Source organism: Qipengyuania flava, assembly GCF_019448255.1.
GTDB lineage: Bacteria > Pseudomonadota > Alphaproteobacteria > Sphingomonadales > Sphingomonadaceae > Qipengyuania > Qipengyuania flava_A.
Genome location: NZ_CP080410.1, coordinates 2,166,515 through 2,188,181, shown reverse-complemented (window position 1 = coordinate 2,188,181; position 21,667 = coordinate 2,166,515). Strand labels below are relative to the sequence as shown.

The window sequence follows — 21,667 nt, the reverse complement described above, 5'->3', positions numbered from 1 at the left end:
AAGCGGCGCTGTGTATTGAACACACAGCCGCTACGGGCTAAAGCGCGCCCCTCCATGAAACCGACCACTTCCCCCAAGACCTACCGGGTCAAGAGCTTCGGCTGCCAGATGAACGTCTATGACGGCGAGCGCATGGCCGAGATGCTGGGCGAGCAGGGCATCGTGCCCGCGCCCGAAGGCGAGGACGCCGACCTTGTCGTGCTCAACACCTGCCACATCCGCGAAAAGGCGGCGGAGAAGGTCTATTCGGACATCGGCCGCATTTCCAAGGCCGGCGCGGAAGCGGGCAAGACGCCGCTGATCGCCGTCGCAGGCTGCGTCGCGCAGGCCGAGGGCGAGGAGATCATGGAACGCGCGCCTGCGGTCAGCATGGTCGTCGGCCCGCAGGCCTATCATCGCCTGCCCGAAATGCTCGAAAAGGCGGTGAAGGGCGAACGCGCGACCGATACCGACATGCCGGCCATCGCCAAGTTCGCCGCGCTGCCCGAGCGCCGCCGCACCAATCCGGCGAGCTTCCTCACCGTACAGGAAGGCTGCGACAAGTTCTGCACCTATTGCGTGGTGCCCTACACGCGCGGCGCGGAAATCTCGCGTCCGTACAGCGACCTGGTGACCGAGGCGAAGAAGCTGGTCGACGCGGGCGCGAAAGAGATCACGCTGCTGGGTCAGAATGTCAGCGCATGGTCGGGCGAGGACGAGAAGGGCCACAATGTGGGATTGGCAGGCCTGATCCGCGCGCTCGCCAAGGTCGATGGCCTTGCGCGCATCCGCTACACCACCAGCCACCCGGCCGACATGGACGACGATCTGATCGCCGCGCATGGCGAGATCGACAAGCTCATGCCCTTCCTCCACCTGCCGGTGCAGGCGGGCAGTGACCGTGTCCTCAAGGCCATGAACCGCAGCCATACGGCGGAAAGCTACCTGAAGCTTCTCGAGCGTTTCCGCGCCGCGCGGCCTGATCTTGCGCTCTCGGGCGATTTCATTGTCGGCTTCCCCGGTGAGACCGACGCCGAGTTCGAGGAGACCTTGGCGCTGGTGGACGAGGTTCGCTATGCGCAGGCCTTCAGCTTCAAGTATTCACCCCGTCCCGGCACGCCCGCCGCGACCATGGACGACCAGATCGCGAAAGAGGTGATGGACGAACGCCTTCAGCGCCTGCAGGCCGCGCTCAACCGCGACCAGTTCGCCTTCAATCAGGCGAGCGTGGGCAAGAGCTGCCAGGTTCTGGTCGAGCGCAGGGGCAAGCACGCCGGCCAGTGGCTCGGGAAGACGCCCTGGCTGCAATCGGCCTGGTTCGAAGGCGAGGCCGCAATCGGCGATCTGGTCGAGGTCGAGCTGGTCGAAGCCGGCCCCAATTCGCTGGCCGCAAAGCTGCGCGAACCCGCCCTGTCAGCCCTCTGATACGACCGGTTCGAGTTCGACGAACTCGGGCATTTCGGCGATCAGCTCGCTACCCGTTTCGCTCGTCATCTCTGCGGGCGCGACGGTCGGGTTGGACGGGTAAGCTTCGCCATCGAATTTCAGCAGCGCGTTTCCTGCCTCGCCGCCTCCGCCCGCGACTGCGACGGTGATGTCCTTCCATCCGTTCGACATGCTGTCGAGAACGGTGATCGGTGTGCGCGAGACGCTGATATTGCCGACCTCGCGCCACATCGCCCCGGCCGGTGTCAGCACCAGCGTCGGGCAGCCGCCCGAACCGCAGAAATAGGGACCGGCCAGATAGACGATCGCCTCGTCGGCTCCGTCGCTGTCGAGATCGTGCCAGGCGAGCGCGTAACGCATCGTTCCCGCATCGGGATAGGTCTGCAACAGGTATCGGCGGATATCTTCCTCCGCGGTTGCAGGCGCGGGAGATACGGCTTCGGTTTCGGCTGGCGCCTGCGCGGTATCCTCGTTTGCCGGTTCCGGCGCTTCGGAGCAGGCGGCAAGGGCCAGAACGGCCAGTGGAACTGTAAGAATACGCGTCATCAACCTCTCCTATGCGAAGGGACCGTGCCAGTGTGCGCGCCATCGCACGCTGTTGCAATCCGGTGACTTTCCACTGCCATCGCAGGGTGCCCAGCTTGCCTAGCGCCGGATGAAGCCTACACTCCGACTCGCAAGCGAAAGGAGCACATGGCTCGCAAACCCGCATCGAAGGACGTGACTGCCTTCACCCCGCCGCCCTCTCCGCAGCGCGAAGTGCGCCGCGCACAGGTCGATATCAGCTTCGACAACCAGAGCCTGCTCGGCGCGCTCTTCGGACAGTTCGATGCCAATCTCGTACAGGTCGAAAACCGCCTTGGCGTGTTCATAGCCGCCCGCGGGAACGAGCTGCATATCGAAGGGCCGGAAGACAGCGTGGCCCGGGCGCGCGATGTCCTGAAGGCGATGTACGACCGGCTCGCTATCGGGCAGGATCTCGACCAGGGCGCGATCGAGGCGCTGATCGCCATGTCGGACGAACCCACGCTCGACGGCATCGTGGATGCAGAGCCGAAAGGCCCGCCGATCATGATCCGCACGCGCCGCAAGACCATCGTGCCGCGCAGCGCCATGCAGGCGACCTATATGCGCAGCCTCGTGCGCGACGACATCATCTTCGCGCTTGGTCCGGCAGGGACCGGCAAGACCTATCTCGCCGTCGCGCAGGCGGTGGCGCAGCTGATTTCCGGCAGCGTCCAGCGCCTGATCCTCAGCCGCCCGGCGGTTGAGGCGGGCGAAAAGCTCGGCTTCCTGCCCGGCGACATGAAGGACAAGGTCGATCCCTACCTGCGCCCGCTCTATGATGCTCTGTATGATTGCATGCCGCCCGAACAGGTCGAGCGCCGGCTGGCCTCAGGTGAGATCGAGATCGCGCCCATCGCCTTCATGCGCGGGCGCACGCTGGCCGATGCCTTCGTCATCCTCGACGAGGCGCAGAACACCACGCGCGAGCAGATGAAGATGTTCCTCACCCGCTTCGGCCAGAACAGCCGCATGGTGATCTGCGGCGACCCGCGGCAGGTGGACATTCCCGGCGGCGACCATATGAGCGGCCTTGCCGACGCGGTGGGCAAGCTGGAAGGGGTCGAAGGCTTCGGCACCATCCGCTTCACCGCCGCCGACGTGGTGCGTCACCCGATCGTGGGCCGCATCGTGGAGGCTTACGAGGGTCCGACCGCATGAAAAAACTGCTTGCCGCCTGCCTCGCGCTCGCCTGCGCGACCCCGGCCCATGCCGATTGGGAAGGCATCAAATGGGGCATGAAGGAAAGCCAGGTCGAGGCGGCCGATACCGACGTCGAGATCTATCGCCTGGAGGAGCCGAAAAGCTGGCGCTTCCGGCCCATCACCGCAACGCTGGGCGGGAAGTGGACCGAGGCCGGTCACGAATACGATGTGCTTTTCTTCTTCAACGAGAAAGGCAAGCTCGATGTGATCGAGATGGAGCCGGTCGGCGTCGAATGCCGCGACCTGCTGTCCGCCTATGGTGAGCGGTTCGGGGACTATGAGGAAAACAAGGGGACGCTCGGCCCGGCGCAGCGCACCGCCGCCTACTGGCGCCTCGGGAAGAAGGTGACGCTCTCGCTGATCGTCATCCATTTTCCCAGCAGCGACGAATGGAACTGCAAGTCCACGCTGCGCGCCCCGTTCGGCCGGTGACAACACTCGACAGCGAGATAGACGTCTGGCCTGAGGGCGAGTGGGAGGCCCTTGCCGAGCGTGCTCTGGAGGCCGCTGCCGGCGTAGAACCGGCGCTCGCCAACCCGCGCCTCACTGCCTCGCTGCTGTTTACCAGCGACGAGGAGGTCCACGCGCTTAACAAGGAATGGCGCGGCAAGGACAAGCCGACCAACGTGCTCTCCTTTCCCATGCTGGAGCGCGAGGACTTGCTCGCGCTCGCGCCCGAGGGGCCGCCCGAAATGCTCGGCGACCTTGCTCTGGCTTACGAGACCTGCGCCCGCGAAGCGCGAGACAAGGGCATCAGCCTTGAAGACCACGCCGCGCACCTGATCGTCCACGGGCTGCTGCACCTTGCCGGGCACGACCACGTCGATTCCGACGCGCAGGCCGAGGCGATGGAGGCGCTCGAAATCGCGGCGCTTGCAAAACTGGGTATCGCGGACCCATATGGGGATCGCAACTGAACGGAGCGCATTGTCAGGGCCATGCCCGATTCGTCATCACCCGCGGGAGACGCGGAGAGTAGCAGCGGGCTGTTGCTCGCAATCCGGAAATTTTTCGACCCCGATTACGGCGAACGCTCGCTGCGCGCGCAGCTGGAAGAAGCGATCGACGAGCACGAAGAGGGCGAGAACGGGGACGACGTTCCCGAGAACAGCGGCACGGGCGACCTTTCGCTGGTCGAACGCCAGATGCTGCGCAACCTGCTGCATTTTTCCGAGCACGACGCGGACGACGTGGCCGTGCCGCGCGGCGAGATCGTGGGCATGAACGCCAGCGCCAGCTGGGACGAGCTGGTCGAGACCTTCGCCGAGCACGGCCATTCGCGCATGCCGGTCTACCGCGACCAGCTCGACGATGTGATCGGAATGATCCACATCAAGGATGTCTTCACGATCCTCGCGCGCGGCGAGACGCCGCCCAAGGACTGGACGGTGCTCATGCGCCAGCCGCTCTATGTGCCCCAGACGCGCAACGCGCTCGACGTGCTCGCCGACATGCGCGCCCAGCGCATGCACCTGGCGGTGGTGGTGGACGAGTTCTCCGGCACCGACGGCCTCATCACCATCGAGGACCTTGTCGAGGAGATCGTCGGCGATATCGAGGACGAGCACGACGATGCGCCCGAGGAATGGATCGTCGATATCGGCGAGGGCATGTGGGACTGCGATGCGCGCGCCGAGCTCGACGATATTGCCGAACGCGTCTCGCCCGCGCTGGCCGAGGTCGAGGAATCGGTCGACACGCTGGGGGGGCTTGCCTTCGTGCTGGCCGAGCAGGTGCCCGAAGTGGGCCGCGTGGTCGAACATCCCAGCGGCTGGCGGATCGAGGTCACCGATGGCGACGAGACGCATGTGACGCGCCTGCGGCTCCACGCACCGGAGGAAAGTGCGACAGCTGTGTGACGGCAGTTGCAGATTTCTGCACATTGCCCCTCGACAGGCGCAACACGCGCCCATAGCGTGCAACTCCCATGGCTACCCGGAGACTCCCCCCCCTTCGCGCCCTTGAAGCCTTCGTTCGCACCGTCCGTCTGGGTTCGGCCCGGGCGGCGGCGGACGAGCTTGGCCTCAGCCCCTCGGCCCTGTCGCGCCGGATCGGCAATCTTGAAGACTTTGTCGGCAAGAAGCTGTTCACGCGCGCGCGCCAGTCGATGCAGCTGACCGATGACGGGCACGCCTTCTTCGAAGCGGTGAACCCGCAGCTGGAAGCGCTGGCACGCGCGGTGGAAAGCCAGTCGGAGAACCTCTCGGTCCTGCGCCTGCACCTCGGCGTCTTGCCGCTGTTCGGCACCCAGCGCCTGTTCCCGCGCCTTGCCGAGCTGCGCGAACGGCATCCGCTGCTGCACATCGACATCGATACCGGCGCGCATCTGGAAGACCGCGTGGGCGACGTGCTCGATGCCGCCATCATCCTTTCGCGCGGCCCGACCCGCGGGCTGCACGCCGTGCGGCTCGACTACAACAAGGTCCACGCCATCTGCAGCCGCGAGCTTGCCGACAAGATCGGGCCGAAGCCCGACCCGGACGTGCTGGCCAAGCAGACCTTCCTCATTCACAACGAGCTGCCCGAAAGCTTCACTGCTTGGCGCGCGGAGATCGGCATGGCCGACCTTGAGCCGGCGGCGATCGACCATTTCGATTCCGGTCAGATCATGCTGGAAGCCGCCGCACAGGGCCTCGGCATTGCGATCATGCACGATGATCACATGCGCCGCGCTGCCGACACGCGGCTGGCGACGCTGTTCGATGTGACGGTTGAGAGCCCCTACAGCTACTGGTTCGTGTGCAAGCCGAGCGCGCTTGAAGAGCGGCCCGTGCGCCTGTTCCACGACTGGCTGGTCAAGGCCGGGCTCTAGCCCTCTTCGCTTTTCGCATCGGGCGCGGTGTAGCGGATCGCGGCAACCGTGTGCCGGAAATCGCGCAGCGGCTCGTCGAGCGAGGCGGACAGCTCCGCTTCGATTTCCTCGCGCGCCTTGGTCGCAATCGCCTTGCGGCCGCGATACTCTTCGGGACTGAAGGGTTCGAGATAGACGATCCGCAGGGTGAAGGTGCCCTTGCGCCCCATGACCCGCATGGCGTTGTTGAGGCCGCCTTCTTCGCCGACCCAGCCGATGAATTCCGCCACCTCGCCATAGTCGAGCACCACCGGCTGGACGAGCACGCCCGGCGGCGGCGGTTCGAGGACCGAGAGCATCGAGCTCTTGAACGGCAGCAGCGACTTGCCATCGGTGGTCGTGCCTTCGGGAAAGACCGTGACCGACCAATTGTCTGCCAGCGCTTCCTTCAGCGCGTTGATCTGTTCGGCCACGCCCATGCGGTTCTCGCGCTTGACGAAAACGGTGCGGTTGAGGCTGCACAGCCACCCGATCACCGGAACCTGCGAAAGCTCGTATTTGGCGACGAAGGCCGTCCCCGACGCGCCCGCAAGCGTGAGGATGTCGATCCACGAGACATGGTTGGCGATAAAGAACACGTCGCGCCGCAGCGGCGTGCCTTCGATCTTGGTCTTCGCCCCCACAACCCGCGCGGTGTAGCGCAGGAACAGCATGGGGAAGGGCGAGCCATAGGCAAAGACGCGGTAGAGATAGTGCAGCGGCACGAAGATCAGCAGCAGCACCAGAATGCCCAGCGTGCGCAGGATAAAGCGGATCCATTCGCGCGCATTGAGCGGCGTCTTCTCGCCTCGCATCGCTGCGACGCGCCGGGCTGAAAGTTTCGCCAGGCGCCGTTCGGCGCGGGCGACCCCCTTATCCTTCGCGGTCGAGGCGGACGCCATAAAGCTCCAGTCGGTGGTCGACGAGACGGTAGCCGAGCTTCTCGGCGATCTGTTTCTGCAGCGCTTCGATCTCCGGATCAACGAACTCGATGACGTTGCCCGATTCGACATCGATCAGGTGGTCGTGATGCGCTTCGGGTGCGGCTTCGTAGCGCGCGCGGCCATCGCCAAAATCGTGGCGATCGAGGATGCCGGCTTCCTCGAACAGGCGGACCGTGCGGTAGACGGTCGCGATCGAAATGCCGGAATCGATCTTGTTCGCCCGTTCGTGGAGCAGTTCCACATCGGGGTGGTCGTCGCTTTCGGACAGCACGCGCGCGATCACGCGGCGCTGTTCGGTGATGCGCAGACCCTTGTCGGCACACAATTGTTCAAGATCGATCTTCTGGTGCAATGGTGCTTCCCGAATGAAAAACGCCCCGTACCCTTATCGGGCCGGGGCGTTCTTCTCAAGGCGAACCGAGGGGCTTTATGCAGCCTTCTTCTTGCGACCGCGCTTCTGGCCGGGCTTGCGGCCAAGGCCGATCTTCACCGCCAGCTCGCGCCGCTTTTCGGCGTAGCTGGGAGCGACCATCGGATAGTCGGGCGGAAGGTTCCACCGCGCGCGGTATTCATCGGGGGTCATGTCGTAGGCGGTTTTAAGATGCCGCTTGAGCATCTTCATCTTCTTCCCGTCTTCGAGGCAGACAATGTAGTCCTTCTTGACCGAGGAACGAATGGGAACTGCCGGTTCCGGGGTTTCTTCCTGACTGACGTCTTTACCGAGGCCCGAAAGCGCCGAATAGATATTGGAGATCAGCGCCGGGACTTGATCCACGTCAACGTTGTTGTTGCTGACATGGGCCGCGACGATGTCCGAGGTAAGTGTAATAAGCGTCTCGGACATGTCCGTTTCGAACTCTTGCATCCTGTGCCCTTCTATACTGGGAATATTCTAGCAGGTGCGACCCCGGTACGTCCCATTGTATAAATTCGACAAGAAAATTGCAACTCGCTCGATTGTGGACACTTTCTGACGCATTGCTACAACTGGCGGGCGAAGGTTATGGCATCCAGAGTTTCGCCGGAAAGGGTCCGGTAGTAATCCCTGCGCCGCCCTATCGGGGCGAAGCCGCAGGCGCGGTAAAGACTTTCCGCCGGATTGTTGGCGCGCATTTCCAGGAAGACCTGCTCGGCGCCCGAAGCGCTGGCGCCCTCGACAAAGCGTTCGATCAGCGCGCGCCCAAGGCCCTTGCCGCGCGCTTCGGGGTGCACGGCGATCAGCAGCAGTTCTTCTTCCCCGGGCGCACGCCGCGCGAGGATGAACCCGGCGGCCGTGCTGCCCTTGGGTGGGGAATTGCCGTCATTATCGATCAGGATCGCGTAGCTGTGCGGCATGGCGAGCGAGTTCTCGACTTGCTGGCGGGTCCAGGCTTCGCGCCAATGGGGCTCGAAGCCGGCTTCCATGACCGCCATCAGCTGGTCGAGCTCGCTCATGCGCCGGGCCGCTTTGCATCCGGCGGGCGACCGTAGAGCGGAGCGAGGCTGTCGGTCAGCAGGCTCTCGTCCATGGAGAGGGCATGGGCCGCCTCGGGCAGGCGGACATCGGAAACCGGGGCGGGGGCGAGGGCGGCAAGCTCTTCCGCCTTCGATCCTGCAACCAGCGGGGCAGGGGGCAGGGCCGCGGCCGCATCGGGCGTGAGCGAGGCAAGCGCGCCCTGCGGTAATCCGTCCGTCCCATAGTCCTGCACGAACCATTCACCGTGCCCGCCGGTCATGCACACCCGGACAGGCTGACGCGCCATGGCCGCGACCAGCGCAAGCGTGGGATAGCCGCGCACCGTCGCGCCCCACGCAATGCCCAGCGCGCGGGCAACGGCGAGGCCAATGCGCACGCCGGTAAAGCTGCCGGGCCCGAGCGAGACGCGGATTTCGTCCGCGCGGCCCTTGTCCGGCAGCTCCGCAATCATGGGGACCAACCGTTCGGCATGCCCGCGGCCGAGCACTTCATGGCGCGCGTCGAGCAGCGCGCCGTCTTCGAACAGCGCGACCGAACAGGCCTCCGTGGCCGTTTCAATGGCGAGAATCCGCATAGCCGCGCCCTGCCTCAGGCGCGGGCGCGCTTCAAGTCAGGCGATGCGGTTGAAGGTATCGAATTCGGGCCGCGGGCTGCGATCGAAGATGCTTTTCGGGTCGCCATGGCCGATCGAGCAGATGAAATTGCTCTTGTGCTTCGGGTTGTCGCCGAAGAACGCCTTGTCGACCGCCTCGTTGTCGAAGCCCGACATCGGGCCGCAGTCGAGCCCCAGCGCGCGCGCGGCGAGCATGAGGTAGGCGCCCTGCAGGGAGGAATTGCGGAACGCGCCTTCCTTGCGGCCTTCCTCGTCGCCTTCGAACCAGCTCTTGGCGTCGGTGTGGGGGAACAGCCAGGGCAGTTCCTCGTGGAAATCGATGTCGTAGCCGATGATCGCGGTCACCGGCGCGGCCTTGATCTTGTCCTGGTTTCCTTCCGAAGCGCACTCGGCGAGCTTCGCCTTGGCTTCGTCCGACTTCACCCACACGATCCGCGCGGGCTGCATGTTGGCCGAAGTCGGCGCCATCTTGAGCAGCTCGTAAATGGCGTGGATTTCCTCGTCGCTCACCGGCGTGTCGAGCCAGCCGTTATAGCTGCGCGCATCGCGGAAGAGGATGTCGAGGGCGTCTGCGGAAAGCGTGTCGGCCAAGATGTCGTGTCCTTTGATCGGTAAAAGAGAAGTCAGGCTGCGCGGACTTCAACGACCTCGGGGACATAATGTTTCAGCAGGCCTTCGATGCCGTGCTTGAGCGTGGCGGTCGAGGACGGGCAGCCCGAGCACGCGCCCTGCATCTGCAGGTGGACGATCCCGTCGCGGTAGCCGCGGTACTGGATATCGCCGCCGTCGCCGGCAACTGCCGGACGCACACGGGTTTCGAGCAGTTCGTTGATCTGCGCGATGATATCGGCGTCTTCCTCGCGCTCCTCGACCAGCATGTCCTCGTCTTCGGCGGGCACCGAGATGCCGCCGGCGCTGCCGGGCGCGAAGAGCGGGGCCTGCGCCACGAAATGGTCGAGCAGGATCGCGAGAACCTGCGGCTTGAGGTCGGTCCAGTTGACGCCCGGCGCCGCCGTCACGGTGACGAAATCGCCGCCGAAGAAGACGTTCACGACCTCGCCCGTGTCGAAGATCGCCTGCGCCAGCGGGCTGGCTTCGGCGGCTTCCGGCGTCGCAAATTCGCGGGTGCCTTGGCCCATGACCTGCTGCCCGGGCAGGAACTTGAGGCTGGCAGGGTTCGGCGTGGTTTCGGTCTCGATGAACATGGGGCGCGATGTAGGGAGCGCTTGCCGCTGCGGCAAGCAAGGATCGCTTTGCGCGCTGACATTCACCTAGCCTTCACGCGTTGCCCCCCTATATGCCGTGCATGACCGATTTTTCGCGCGCCGTACGGCGTCTCGCGCTCGTCCTTCCCGCTGCCCTGCTTGCGCCGCAGCCCCTGCTTGCGCAGGACCCGGCCGCGCCCACGCCGCAATACACGACGCCCGAGGGCGGAACGCCGTGGATCTACGAGGGCAGCAACGTCCCGCGCGACGAAGAATGGACCTTTGGCGAGCTGCCCAACGGCTTGCGCTACGCGGTCCGCAAGAACGGCGTGCCGCCCGACCAGGTATCGGTCCGCGTGCGCATCGATGCAGGCTCGCTGCACGAGGAAGACAGCGAGCAGGGCTACGCGCACCTGCTCGAACACCTGCTGTTCCGCGAGAGCAAGTATCTGGGTCCCGCCGAAGCGATCCCGACCTGGCAGCGCCTTGGCGCGACCTTCGGTAGCGACACCAACGCCGAAACCAGCCCGACGCACACAGTTTTCAAGCTCGACCTGCCCAACACCGATACGGTGAAGCTCGCGGAAAGCATGAAGCTGCTGTCCGGCATGGTCCGCGAGCCCGTGCTGACCGACGCAAATGTGCGCGCCGAAGTGCCCATCGTGCTCGCCGAAAAGCGCGAACGCGGCGGTCCGGCAGAACGCGCGGGCAACGCCTCTCGCGAAGTGCTGTTCGCCGGCCAGCGGCTCGCCAACCGCGTGCCGATCGGCACCGAGGAGACGCTGACCGGTGCGACCGGGGCGAGCGTCTCGGCCTTCCACAAGCGCTGGTACCGGCCCGAAAACGTGGTGGTCGTGGCTGCGGGCGACATGGATCCGATGCAGCTTGCCGCAGAGATCGAGCGCTGGTTCGGCGACTGGCAGGGCGAGGGGCCGCATGTGCCCGCGCCCGATTTCGGCGATCCCGTCGCGCCGGCCGGAGCGGACGCTGCCAACCCGGTGGGCGAGGTCGGCGTGATCGTCGAGCCCGACCTGCCGCGGTCCTTCACCTACGCAATCATGCGCCCCTGGCGCCCGGTCCTCGACACGGTGGCCTATAACGAGGGCCTGCTGCGCGATGCGCTGGCGCAGGCGCTTATCAACCGCCGCCTTGAATCGCGCGCCCGTGCGGGCGGCAGCTTCCTCTACGCGCAGGTCACGCAGGACGACGTCAGCCGCTCGGCCGACATGACCTTCGTCAATTTCGCGCCGCTGACCGAGGATTGGGAAGCCGCGCTTGCCGACATCCGCGGTGTGATCGCCGATGCGCTGGCAACACCGCCCTCGCAGGAAGAGATCGACCGCGAGCTCGCCGAGTTCGAGATCATCTTCAAGAGCCAGGTCGAACAGCGCCGCGTGCTGCCCGGACCGCAGCTGGCCGACGATGTGGTCAACGCGGTCGATATCCGCGAAGCTATCGCTGCGCCGGAAACGGTGCTGCAGGTGTTCAATTCGATGCGCGCCACGGTCACGCCCGAACTCGTGCTGGAACATACGCGGGCGCTGTTTACCGGCGACGTGATCCGCTCCGCCTACGTCACGCCCGAGGCGGATGAGGCGAGCGATACCGCGCTGCGCACCGCGCTCCTCGAAACCGTCGACGCGGATGCGGGTGCGCGCATTGCTGCGCAGGCAATTTCCTTCGACGACCTGCCCCCGGTGGGCGAACCCGGCCAGATCAGGGCGCAGGGCCCACTCGGCATTCTCGATATCGAGAAGGTCGAATTTGCCAATGGCGTGAAAGCCATCCTGTGGTCCAACGATGCCGAACCCGGCCGCGTGGCGGTGAAAGTGCGTTTCGGCGCCGGCTTCCGCGCGATCGAGCCCGACCAGTCTGTATATGCCAACCTCGGCTATTCCGCGCTGATCGGCGCAGGGATCGGCGAGTTGGGGCAGGAAGAGCTCGACCGGCTCTCCACCGGCCGCAAGTTCGGCTTCGATTTCCAGACCGGCGACGGGGCCTTCACCTTCTACGCCCAGACGCGCGAGGCGGACCTGGAAGAACAGCTCTACCTCTTCGCCGCCAAGCTCGCCATGCCGGGCTGGGACCCCAATCCGGTCCTGCGCGCCAAGGCGGCGGGCAAGCTTGCCTACGAAAGCTACGCCACCAATCCCGGCGGCATCCTCTCGCGTGACCTCGAATACCTCCTGCGCGACAGCGACGACCGCTTCCTGACGCCGACGCCGGCCATGTTCGACGAGGCGACGCCGGAGGAATTCCGCGAAGTGTGGGAGCCGCTGCTGATGCAGGGGCCGGTCGAGGTGCTGGTGTTCGGCGAATTCGATATGGCCGAAACGATCGAGGCGCTGCGCAAGACCTTCGGCGCGCTCAAACCGCGCAGCGCGGCTCCGGCCGAAGTGCTCGAGCGTCCGGTGAGCTTCCCCGAAGGCGGCGAAACGGCCGTGCGTTACCATCGCGGCGATTCCAACCAGGCCGCTGCCGTGATCGCCTGGCCGAGCGGTGCGGGCGTCGACAACCTGCGCGAATCGCGCCACCTCGAAGTGCTGGCTTCGCTGTTCAACAACCGGCTGATGGACGCCATGCGCGAACATGCGGGCGCCAGCTATTCGCCGGTCGTGCGCTCCAGCTGGCCGAGCGATGTGAACAGCGGCGGGCGCATTGCCGCGCTCGCCCAGTTGCGCCCCGAGGATGTGCCGGTGTTCTTCGCCGAAGCGGAGAAAATCGCGCAGGATCTCGCCAGCGCGCCGGTGAGCGAGGACGAGTACAACCGCGTTGTCGAACCGCTGCGCCAGTATGTCAGCCGTGCGTCGACCGGAAACCTCTTCTGGCTCTACCAGCTCGAGGGCTCGACCGTGGATGACCGCCGGATCGACCTGCTGCGCTTCCTGCTGGCCGATTACACCCGCGTGCCGCCAGCCGATCTGCAGGCGCTGGCGCAGAAGTATTTCGGCAGCCGCGAAGGGTGGCGTCTTGCCGTCATTCCCGAAGGCCAGCCGCTGGCAACCGCGACCGGCGGGGCGCAGACCGCCTCCGGTCGCTAAGGGAAAAGCGCGCACTGCAATCGGCTTTTTAAGCTGGCCAAGCAAATGCTGCTTGCGACAAGAGGCGTGCTCGTCTGCTACACAGGCATACAAAGGCGCCAATTCCGGCGCTGCAGAATGGAATGAGTAATGGCTACCAATTGGGCACCCGAAAGCTGGCAGGGATTTGAGGCAAGGCACTTGCCCGAATATCCCGACGCCGCCGCGCTCGAGGCTGCGACCACCTCGCTTGAAACGCACCCGCCGCTGGTTTTCGCCGGCGAAGCGCGCGCGTTGAAGGCAGACCTTGCCGAAGTTGCCGAGGGGAAGGCCTTCCTGCTCCAGGGCGGCGATTGCGCGGAAAGCTTTGCCGAGTTCCATCCCAACAACATCCGCGATACCTTCCGCGTGCTGCTGCAGATGGCGGTCGTGATGACCTTCGCCAGCAAGAAGCCGGTGGTGAAGGTTGGCCGCATGGCCGGCCAGTTCGCCAAGCCGCGCAGCTCGAACACGGAAACGCAGGGCGATGTGACGCTGCCGAGCTACTTCGGTGACAACATCAACGGCATCGAGTTCGAGGAAGCCACCCGCACGAACGATCCGCAGCGCATGGTGCGCGCCTATTCGCAAGCCGCCGCCACGCTCAACCTGCTGCGCGCCTTTGCGACCGGGGGCTATGCGAACCTGCGCCAGGTGCACCAGTGGACGCTCGAATTCATGGGCCGCAGCCCATGGGCGGACAAGTTCTCCGACATCGCCGACCGCATCGGCGAAGCGCTCGACTTCATGGAAGCCTGCGGGGTGAACCCGGAAACGCTGCCGCAATTGCAGCGCACCAGCTTCTACACCAGCCACGAGGCGCTGCTGCTGCCCTACGAACAGGCGCTGACCCGCCGCGACAGCCTGACCGGCGACTGGTACGACACCAGCGCGCATATGGTCTGGATCGGCGACCGCACCCGCTTCGAAGGCAGCGCGCATGTCGAGTTCTGCCGCGGCATCGGCAATCCGCTGGGCATGAAATGCGGGCCGAGCCTGGAAACCGATGCGCTGCTGAAGCTGCTCGACACGCTGAACCCGGCGCGCGAGCCGGGCCGCATCACGCTGATCAGCCGCTTCGGCCACGACAAGGTGGAAGACGGCCTGCCGCGCCTGGTGCGCGCAGTGAAGGCCGAAGGGCACCCGGTGGTGTGGAGCTGCGACCCGATGCACGGCAACGTCATCAAGTCGGACAGCGGCTACAAGACCCGTCCCTTCGATCGCATCCTGACCGAAGTGAAGGGCTTCTTCGCCGTTCACCGCGCCGAAGGCACGCATCCGGGCGGCATCCATGTCGAGATGACCGGCCAGGACGTGACCGAATGCGTCGGCGGCGCCGTGGCGATCACCGACGAGGCGCTGAAGGACCGCTACCACACGCATTGCGACCCCCGCCTCAACGCGGCCCAGTCGCTCGAACTGGCGTTCCTGATCGCCGAAATGCTCAACGAAGAGCACAGCGTGCGACAGGCCGACGCTGCCTGAGACAGGGCGGCTTAGGCATTTCCCCTTAGGGCCGCTTCGCAAGTCCTTCAGCCTGATTGCGGCATCGCGTCCCTGAATGGAGGATGCGATGCCGCAACGCTATTGGATGGCCGTTCTGGTCGTGGTGAGCTGGGCGCTGGTGGCCGTGCCCGCTTTCCTTCAGCTCAGCGGTGAGGCGCAGCGGACCGGACGCTGGCTGGTGCTTGCGACGGCCGTCCCGCTGCTGGTGCTGCTGGTGCGCCAGCAGCGGGTCTCGCGGCATCTGGATGGCCGCAACCGCTCGCTCGCCGAAAACGTCAGCCAGATGGAGCTGGCCGAGGAGCTCGCAGGCGTCGGGCGCTGGTGCATCCTTGTGCAGACACGCCAGCACAAGTGGTCGGAGGAAATGTGCGCGATCACCGGGCTGAAGGAGGGCACGGCTCCGGACGATGCAGCTATCGCCACCCTGTTTCCCAACGGCCTCAGCCAGCTTGAAAGCACCACCTTCGCGCACCGCGAGGACCGCGACAGTTTCGTGGTGGAATTCGAGATCGAGAACCCGGAAAGCGGGGTGCGCATGCTACGCGCGCGGGCCCGAAACGGCTTTGCGCCCGATGGCACGCGCGAGCATATCTTCATGGTCGTGCGCGATGTGACCGAAGACTATTCGATGGTCACCGCGCTCGCCGAAGAACGCGAGGAGGCGCTGGCCGAGGCGGAGCGGCAAAGGCGCCTTGCCAGCACGGACCCGCTGACCGGCCTTGCAAACCGCCGCCACGCGATGGCCGAGCTCGACAGGATGATCGTGAACGCGCGGTCCAGCGGAACGCCGCTGTCGCTGCTGGTTTTCGATCTCGACCACTTCAAGGCGGTCAACGATACCCATGGCCATGCCGCAGGCGATGGGGTGCTGAAGGAAGTGGGCCGCATCGTCAGGCGTCACACAAGGGCGGGACAGCTCGCAGCCCGTATCGGCGGCGAGGAGTTCGTCTGCATCCTTCCCGGGCTCGCTGCCGGAGAGCTGGAGACGCTGGCGGAGCGGTTGCGGCTGGCGATCGAGGCCGGCACGGCACTCGCGCCCGTGCCCCCTGTTACCGCCAGCATAGGGTCCGCAACGCTCGAAGACGGGGAGACGAGCCTCACCTTCTTCGCCCGCGCGGATGCAGCGCTGTTTGCCGCCAAGCGCGCCGGCCGCAACCGGATTTCGCTCGCCGCCTAGACCGGCAACCAGCGCCCATTCGCTTGTTTCGGAAAGGCAATTTTCGCGCAAGCCTTCAAATCGTCACCCGGATAGGCCATGTAGTGGGGCGGGTGGCGATCTCCGGCATCCGCAAAGGGGAGGGACGGGCAATGCCCCAGGTCCAGCGCGCGCAACACTACGCCCTCGGGGAGGACCTCGAGCAGCGCTATGGCGCGGTGCGCACGCTGAGCGAGGCGCTGGTCGCCCCGCTGTCCGATGCCGATGCGACGATCCAGTCGATGGAGGATGCGAGCCCTGCCAAGTGGCATCTCGCGCACACGACCTGGTTCTGGGAAACCTTCCTGCTGCGTGACCATGCGGCAGGCTACCGGCTCTACAACGATGACTGGCCCTTCGTTTTCAACTCCTATTACGAGGCGGAGGGCGAGCGGATTGCGCGTTTCTCGCGCGGGATGCTCTCGCGCCCGACGCTGGAGGAGATCCTCGGCTGGCGCGCGCATGTCGATGCGGCGATGGAGCCGCTGTTCGACCGTGAGGAGCTGGCCCCGCTGATCGAGCTAGGCCTCTCGCATGAGCAGCAGCACCAGGAATTGCTGCTGACCGATATCAAGCATGCGCTGTTCCAGAACCCGCTCGGCGTCGCCATGTGGGATGGCGCGCCCGAACAGGCTACGACCCGCGAGCAGGGCTGGCACAGCCACCCCGGCGGCGTGGCGCGGATCGGCCACCAGAGCGACGGTTTCGCCTTCGACAACGAAGGCCCCGCGCACCGCGTTTTGCTTGAACCTTTTGCGCTTGCTTCGCGGCTGGTCACCAACGCGGAATGGGACGCCTTCATCGCCGATGGCGGCTACGCGACTGCGAGCCTGTGGCTCTCCGACGGATGGGCCTGGGTGCGCGAGAACGGCATTGCTGCACCGCTCTACTGGCGCGAGGGCGAACACTTCACCCATTCCGGCTGGCAGGAGCGCGACCCGCAGGCGCCCGTCACGCATATCTCCTATTTCGAAGCCGACGCCTTTGCGACCTGGGCCGGTAACCGATTGCCCACCGAGTTCGAATGGGAAGCCATAGCCCGCGGACAAGAGGGAGAGGCAGCCGCGCATGACCCCCACGGCGGAAACCAGCTGGACGGCGCCGCGCCTCCGCTTCCCTCAGGCAGCGAAGGGCTGTTCGGCGATTGCTGGCAGTTCACCCGCTCCGCCTACCTGCCCTATCCGCGTTTCCAGCCCGCGGCCGGCGCGGTGGGCGAATACAACGGCAAGTTCATGAGCGGCCAGTTCGTTCTGAAAGGCGCCAGCTGCGCCACCGCGCGCGGCCATTCGCGCGCCAGCTATCGCAATTTCTTCTACCCCCACCAGCGCTGGCAGTTCACCGGCCTCAGGCTGGCAAAGGACATTTGATGACCGCCAATTCCGGGATCGCCCTTGTTGACCTCGACGAGGACGGCGTCGACCGCGCGTTTCGTGCCGATGTGCTGGCGGGCCTGCGCCAGCGGCAGAAAGCCATCCCCGCGCGCTGGTTCTACGACGAGGAAGGCTCGCGCCTCTTCGAAGAGATCACCAAGGTCGAGGAATACTACCCCACCCGCGCCGAGACCGAGATCCTGACCGCGCAGGGCGAAGCCTTTGCCGATCTGATCGGGCCGGGCCGCGCGGTGGTCGAATTCGGCTCGGGCAGTTCGGTCAAGACACCGCTCGTGCTGCGCGCGATCGATCCGGCGGCCTATGTCCCGCTCGATATTTCGGGCGATTTCCTGCGCGCCAGCGCCGCTGCGCTGGGCGAGAAGTTCCCCGATCTCGACGTCCATCCCGTGGAAGCCGATTTCATGCGCCGCGTGCGCCTGCCCGATGCGGTCGCCCCGCTCAAGAAGCTCGGCTTCTTCCCCGGTTCGACCATTGGCAACATGGTCCCGCGCACCGCAGTCGACCTGCTGCGCTCGATGCGGGCAACGCTCGGCGCGGACGAGGGCGAGCGGCCCATGCTGCTCATCGGCATGGATCTGGTGAAGGACCGCAAGGTACTCGAAGCGGCCTATGACGACGCGAAGGGCATCACCGCGCGCTTCAACGCCAACCTGGTGACGCGGATCAACCGCGAGCTCGATGGCACGATTCCCGAAGACGCGCTGGAGCACCGGGCCGTGTGGAACGACACGCTGGCGCGCATCGAGATGCACCTGAAGGCCACGCGCGACATCGCTTTCGAGGTGTCGGGCGAGAGCTTCTCGATGAAGCAAGGCCAGACCATCCACACCGAAAACAGCCACAAGTTCACCCGGCGCAGCGCGAATATGCTGCTGCTCGCAGGCGGCTGGACCCCGGTGAAGCGCTGGCTCGACAGCGAGGAGCGTTTCTCGCTTATCCTCGCCAAATCGACCGAGCAGCGCGAGGCGCCCTGACAAAAGCGCCAAGCGGTTCATGGACGCGCCATAGGTGCGTTCCTATATGCCTCTCATGGAACTCGAGCCTGCCTTCAGCGCCGCCGCCGACACCCTTCGCGCGATCCCCCGCAGCGAGCTGCTGGTCGCCGCGGTGGCCGCCATGCTGCTGGGCTGGGTCGGCGCGATCGTGGCCAAGCGCTCGGCGCTCGGCGGTATCCTGCGCATGGCAAGCTCGCTGGCGCTGGGTCTCATCCTGATCACGGTGGTTCTGCAGCTCTCGCGTTTCGATCCGCGCTTCGACGTCGCGGTGCCGCAGATCGGCCTTCCCGAACAGGTGGTGTGGGGCGGCGAGACCCGCATCCCGCTGTCGCCTGATGGGCATTTCTGGGTCCGGGCCGAGGTGAACGGCGTGCCTGGCAATTTCATGATCGACACCGGCGCCACGCTCACCGCGATTTCCGAACCGCTGGCCGATCGCGCCGGGCTCGAACCGCGCCGTGGCGGCATCCCGATCATGCTCGGCACGGCCAACGGCACGGTGCAGGCCCATGTCGCCACGGTCGACAGCCTGACCTTCGGCAATGTCAGCGCCAGCGGCACCGATGCGGCGGTTGCGGAAAGCTTTGGCGACTTCAACGTGATCGGCATGAACGTCCTCGCACGGCTCGGTTCGTGGCGGGTGGAGGACAACACGCTGATCCTCGTCCCCAAGTCCGAGGATACGATTTCGTAAAATCCGGCGTTGGACCTTGCCGCCCAAGCCGCTAGGCCTTGGGTCGATGGATGGCCCGACGACGCTTCCCGACCCTCCGCCGCTCGGCCAGTTGCTGGGCGATGGGCCGGTTGCGCTGTTCCTCGATTTCGACGGCACGCTGGTGGATATCGCCCCGGCGCCTGACGCCATCCATGTCCCCCAAGGCCTGGCAGACCGCCTCCACGCCCTCGATGCGCGGATCGGCGGACGGCTTGCCGTGGTCAGCGGGCGGGCGCTCGACGATATCGAACGCCATGTCGGTGCGCTGGAGCTTGCGCGCGCGGGATCGCATGGGCTCCACCGGCTCCACGCCAACGGCCGCCCGGCGGGCGAGGCCCCCGAACCGCTCCCCGAAGCGGTGGTCGAGGCCCTGCGCACCTACGCCGCAGAGCACGGCCTGCGGTATGAGACCAAGGCCCATGGCGGCGCGCTGCATTATCGCCAGCGGCCCGAATGGGAGGACGCGGCGCAGGACTTCGCCGCAACGATCGCGCAGGATCACGGCCTTGCGGTCAAGCGGGGCAAGGCGGTTGCCGAGCTTGTCCGGCCCGGAGCCAGCAAGGAAGGCGCGGTCGAAGCCTTCATGAGCGATGCGCCCTTTGCCGGCGCGACGCCGATCTTCCTGGGCGACGATGTAACTGACGAAGACGGCTTTCGCGGTGCCGAACGCTTCGGCGGTTTCGGCATTGCCGTGGGCGAACGGGCGAGCGAGCGGGCACGATACCGCCTCGACAACGTTGCTGCAGTGCACCATTGGTTGGAGATATGATGCAGGCGGATCTTGAACTTTCTCCCATCGGCAATTGCCAGGTCAGCGCTCTGGTCGACACCGCGGGCGCTTTCGTGTGGGGCTGCGTGCCGCGTGTCGATGGCGATCCGGTGTTCTGTTCGCTCCTCAACGGCAGCGAGCGCGACCGGGGCATCTGGCGCTTCGAGCTGGAAGGGCAGACCCGCACATCGCAGCGTTACGAGCGCAACACCGCGATCCTCGTCACCCGGCTGGAAAGCGAGGACGGCAGCGCGGTAGAGATCCACGATTTCGCGCCGCGTTTCGAACGCTCGGGCCGGATGTACCGCCCGGTCGCCTACACGCGCATCGTGCGCCCCGTCGCCGGTGCGCCGCGCATGCGCGTGGTGCTGGCGCCGATGAAGGATTACGGCGCCGCGCTTGCCGAGACCACCAACGGCACCAACCATATCCGTTACCTGATCGGACCGCAGGCGCTGCGCCTGTCGACCGATGCGCCGGTGGGCTATGTCCTCGAAGGGCGCAGCTACCGGGTCGAAAGCGACCAGCACTTCTTCCTCGGCCCCGACGAGCCTTTCGTCGGCAACATCCGCAGTGAAGCGCGTCGCATGGAAGCGATGACGGCGCGTTACTGGCAGCACTGGGTGCGCGGGCTGCACATCCCGCTCGAATGGCAGGAAGAGGTCATTCGCGCGGCCATTGCGCTGAAGTTGTGCCAGCACGAGGAAACCGGCGCGATCGTCGCCGCGCTCACCACATCGATCCCGGAAGCCGCCAACACGCAGCGCAATTGGGATTACCGCTACTGCTGGATCCGCGACAGCTATTACACGGTGCAGGCGCTGAACCGGCTCGGCGCGCTCGACGTGCTGGAAAAGTACCTCGCCTATCTGCGCAATATCGTCGACCAGGCGCGCGGCGGGCAGATCCAGCCGCTCTATTCGGTCATGGGCGCGGACGAATTGCACGAGTTCGAGGCTGAGAACCTTGCCGGCTATCGCGGCATGGGCCCGGTACGGGTGGGCAACGCGGCCTACAAGCAGGTGCAATACGATTGCTACGGCCAGATCGTCATGCCGACGGCGCAGGCTTTCTTCGACACGCGCCTGCTGCGCATGGCGGACGAGCGCGATTTTGCGCATCTCGAGGAGGTTGGCGAAGCCGCCTGGGCCAAGCACGACAAGCCCGATGCGGGCCTGTGGGAATTCCGCACGCGGCAGGAAGTGCACACCTATTCCGCCGTCATGTGCTGGGCGGCCTGCGACCGGCTGGCCAATGTCGCCGCGCGGCTGGGCAAGGGCGACCGGGTGACCTTCTGGACCAAGCGCGCCGAGGCGATCCGCGCCAAGATCGAAAGCGAGGCCTGGGACGAGGAGGGCGAACACTACGGCGCCAGCTTCGAAAGCAACTACCTCGACGCGAGCCTGTTGCAGATGGTCGAGCTGCGCTTCCTCAAGCCCGATGACGCGCGCTTCGTGAAGACCTTTGCCGCGGTCGAGCGCGATTTGCGGCGCGGCAATCACATGCTGCGCTATGCCGCCGAGGATGATTTCGGCGCGCCCGAAACCGCGTTCAATGTGTGCACCTTCTGGCTGATCGAGGCGCTCACCCTGGTCGGTCGCAAGGAGGAAGCGCGCGATATCTTCTGTTCCATGCTAAGCCACACCACGCGCTCCGGCCTGCTCAGCGAAGATCTCGATTACGAAACCGACGAGCTGTGGGGGAACTTCCCGCAGACCTACTCGCTGGTCGGTATAATCAACTGCGCCGGGCTGTTGAGCAAACCGTGGAGTGAAGTGCGCTGACCGATCCATCC

At 65.6% G+C, this 21,667-nt stretch carries 22 protein-coding genes; 14 read left to right on the top strand and 8 right to left on the bottom strand.

All coding sequences use genetic code 11. The features are described from left to right. Positions 1-54: 54 nt before the first annotated feature. The gene (gene miaB / locus KUV82_RS10835) at positions 55-1,404 is read left to right on the top strand and encodes a tRNA (N6-isopentenyl adenosine(37)-C2)-methylthiotransferase MiaB (RefSeq protein ID WP_219954284.1); all 1,350 of its coding nucleotides are present in this window, start codon (positions 55-57) and stop codon (positions 1,402-1,404) included. Here miaB and KUV82_RS10830 read toward each other — a convergent pair. Continuing rightward, positions 1,393-1,971 carry a hypothetical protein gene (locus KUV82_RS10830; RefSeq protein ID WP_219954283.1) on the bottom strand — a complete coding sequence of 193 codons (579 nt, stop codon included), beginning with the start codon at positions 1,969-1,971 and terminating at the stop codon, positions 1,393-1,395. The genes miaB and KUV82_RS10830 overlap by 12 nt on opposite strands. Before the next feature lie 147 nt (positions 1,972-2,118). Here KUV82_RS10830 and KUV82_RS10825 point away from each other — a divergent pair, with 147 nt between their 5' ends. The 5 genes from KUV82_RS10825 to KUV82_RS10805 all read left to right on the top strand — a co-directional run bounded on the left by KUV82_RS10825 (position 2,119) and on the right by KUV82_RS10805 (position 6,006). Then, the gene (locus tag KUV82_RS10825; RefSeq protein WP_258319732.1) at positions 2,119-3,150 is read left to right on the top strand and encodes a PhoH family protein; all 1,032 of its coding nucleotides are present in this window, start codon (positions 2,119-2,121) and stop codon (positions 3,148-3,150) included. Further along, a complete protein-coding gene (locus KUV82_RS10820) occupies positions 3,147-3,626 on the top strand; it encodes a hypothetical protein (protein ID WP_219954282.1) in 480 nt (159 codons plus the stop codon). Before KUV82_RS10825 ends, KUV82_RS10820 begins: the two co-directional genes overlap by 4 nt. Then, a complete protein-coding gene (gene ybeY / locus KUV82_RS10815) occupies positions 3,584-4,111 on the top strand; it encodes an rRNA maturation RNase YbeY (RefSeq protein ID WP_219954281.1) in 528 nt (175 codons plus the stop codon). Before KUV82_RS10820 ends, ybeY begins: the two co-directional genes overlap by 43 nt. A gap of 21 nt (positions 4,112-4,132) precedes the next feature. Beyond that, the gene (locus KUV82_RS10810; RefSeq protein WP_219954280.1) at positions 4,133-5,053 is read left to right on the top strand and encodes a hemolysin family protein; all 921 of its coding nucleotides are present in this window, start codon (positions 4,133-4,135) and stop codon (positions 5,051-5,053) included. A gap of 68 nt (positions 5,054-5,121) precedes the next feature. Then, positions 5,122-6,006 (top strand): LysR substrate-binding domain-containing protein, encoded by an 885-nt coding sequence (locus KUV82_RS10805; protein ID WP_219954279.1) that lies wholly within the window; start codon positions 5,122-5,124, stop codon positions 6,004-6,006. On the opposite strand, the gene KUV82_RS10800 is transcribed toward KUV82_RS10805, so the two are convergent. The 7 genes from KUV82_RS10800 to KUV82_RS10770 form a co-directional block, all read right to left on the bottom strand. Next, positions 6,003-6,839 (bottom strand): lysophospholipid acyltransferase family protein, encoded by an 837-nt coding sequence (locus KUV82_RS10800; protein WP_258319731.1) that lies wholly within the window; start codon positions 6,837-6,839, stop codon positions 6,003-6,005. The two genes, KUV82_RS10805 and KUV82_RS10800, sit on opposite strands and share 4 nt — an antisense overlap. A 58-nt stretch (positions 6,840-6,897) precedes the next feature. Beyond that, entirely contained in the window at positions 6,898-7,320 is a 423-nt protein-coding gene (locus tag KUV82_RS10795) for a Fur family transcriptional regulator (RefSeq protein ID WP_219954277.1), read from the bottom strand. Positions 7,321-7,395: 75 nt separating this feature from the next. Beyond that, a complete protein-coding gene (locus KUV82_RS10790; protein ID WP_219954276.1) occupies positions 7,396-7,833 on the bottom strand; it encodes a MucR family transcriptional regulator in 438 nt (145 codons plus the stop codon). A gap of 116 nt (positions 7,834-7,949) precedes the next feature. Then, positions 7,950-8,402 carry a GNAT family N-acetyltransferase gene (locus tag KUV82_RS10785; RefSeq protein ID WP_258319730.1) on the bottom strand — a complete coding sequence of 151 codons (453 nt, stop codon included), beginning with the start codon at positions 8,400-8,402 and terminating at the stop codon, positions 7,950-7,952. After that, positions 8,399-8,998 carry a tRNA (adenosine(37)-N6)-threonylcarbamoyltransferase complex dimerization subunit type 1 TsaB gene (gene tsaB, locus KUV82_RS10780; protein ID WP_219954275.1) on the bottom strand — a complete coding sequence of 200 codons (600 nt, stop codon included), beginning with the start codon at positions 8,996-8,998 and terminating at the stop codon, positions 8,399-8,401. The genes KUV82_RS10785 and tsaB overlap by 4 nt, the downstream gene beginning before the upstream one ends. Positions 8,999-9,034: 36 nt before the next feature. Continuing rightward, a complete protein-coding gene (locus KUV82_RS10775; RefSeq protein ID WP_219954274.1) occupies positions 9,035-9,628 on the bottom strand; it encodes a malonic semialdehyde reductase in 594 nt (197 codons plus the stop codon). A 32-nt stretch (positions 9,629-9,660) separates the two neighbouring features. Further along, positions 9,661-10,242, bottom strand: a complete 582-nt coding sequence (locus KUV82_RS10770) for a NifU family protein (protein ID WP_219954273.1) — start codon at positions 10,240-10,242, stop codon at positions 9,661-9,663. 101 nt (positions 10,243-10,343) lie between these two features. Here KUV82_RS10770 and KUV82_RS10765 point away from each other — a divergent pair, with 101 nt between their 5' ends. The 8 genes from KUV82_RS10765 to KUV82_RS10730 all read left to right on the top strand — a co-directional run bounded on the left by KUV82_RS10765 (position 10,344) and on the right by KUV82_RS10730 (position 21,656). Then, the gene (locus tag KUV82_RS10765; protein ID WP_219954272.1) at positions 10,344-13,283 is read left to right on the top strand and encodes a M16 family metallopeptidase; all 2,940 of its coding nucleotides are present in this window, start codon (positions 10,344-10,346) and stop codon (positions 13,281-13,283) included. Positions 13,284-13,412: 129 nt separating this feature from the next. Continuing rightward, a complete protein-coding gene (locus KUV82_RS10760; RefSeq protein ID WP_219954271.1) occupies positions 13,413-14,786 on the top strand; it encodes a class II 3-deoxy-7-phosphoheptulonate synthase in 1,374 nt (457 codons plus the stop codon). Between the two features lie 88 nt (positions 14,787-14,874). Further along, complete coding sequence (locus tag KUV82_RS10755) at positions 14,875-15,984, top strand: GGDEF domain-containing protein (RefSeq protein WP_219954270.1); 1,110 nt, start codon at positions 14,875-14,877, stop codon at positions 15,982-15,984. 131 nt (positions 15,985-16,115) lie between these two features. Then, complete coding sequence (gene egtB / locus KUV82_RS10750; RefSeq protein ID WP_219954269.1) at positions 16,116-17,369, top strand: ergothioneine biosynthesis protein EgtB; 1,254 nt, start codon at positions 16,116-16,118, stop codon at positions 17,367-17,369. Next, positions 17,369-18,367 (top strand): L-histidine N(alpha)-methyltransferase, encoded by a 999-nt coding sequence (gene egtD, locus KUV82_RS10745; RefSeq protein ID WP_219954268.1) that lies wholly within the window; start codon positions 17,369-17,371, stop codon positions 18,365-18,367. Before egtB ends, egtD begins: the two co-directional genes overlap by 1 nt. A 46-nt stretch (positions 18,368-18,413) precedes the next feature. Continuing rightward, positions 18,414-19,082, top strand: coding sequence for a retropepsin-like aspartic protease family protein (locus KUV82_RS10740; protein ID WP_258319729.1), 669 nt, complete (start codon positions 18,414-18,416; stop codon positions 19,080-19,082). Positions 19,083-19,128: 46 nt separating this feature from the next. Continuing rightward, positions 19,129-19,872, top strand: a complete 744-nt coding sequence (gene otsB, locus KUV82_RS10735) for a trehalose-phosphatase (protein WP_219954267.1) — start codon at positions 19,129-19,131, stop codon at positions 19,870-19,872. Next, positions 19,869-21,656: a glycoside hydrolase family 15 protein gene (locus tag KUV82_RS10730; protein ID WP_219954266.1), complete on the top strand. Its 1,788-nt coding sequence runs from the start codon at positions 19,869-19,871 to the stop codon at positions 21,654-21,656. The genes otsB and KUV82_RS10730 overlap by 4 nt, the downstream gene beginning before the upstream one ends. Positions 21,657-21,667: the final 11 nt, after the last annotated feature.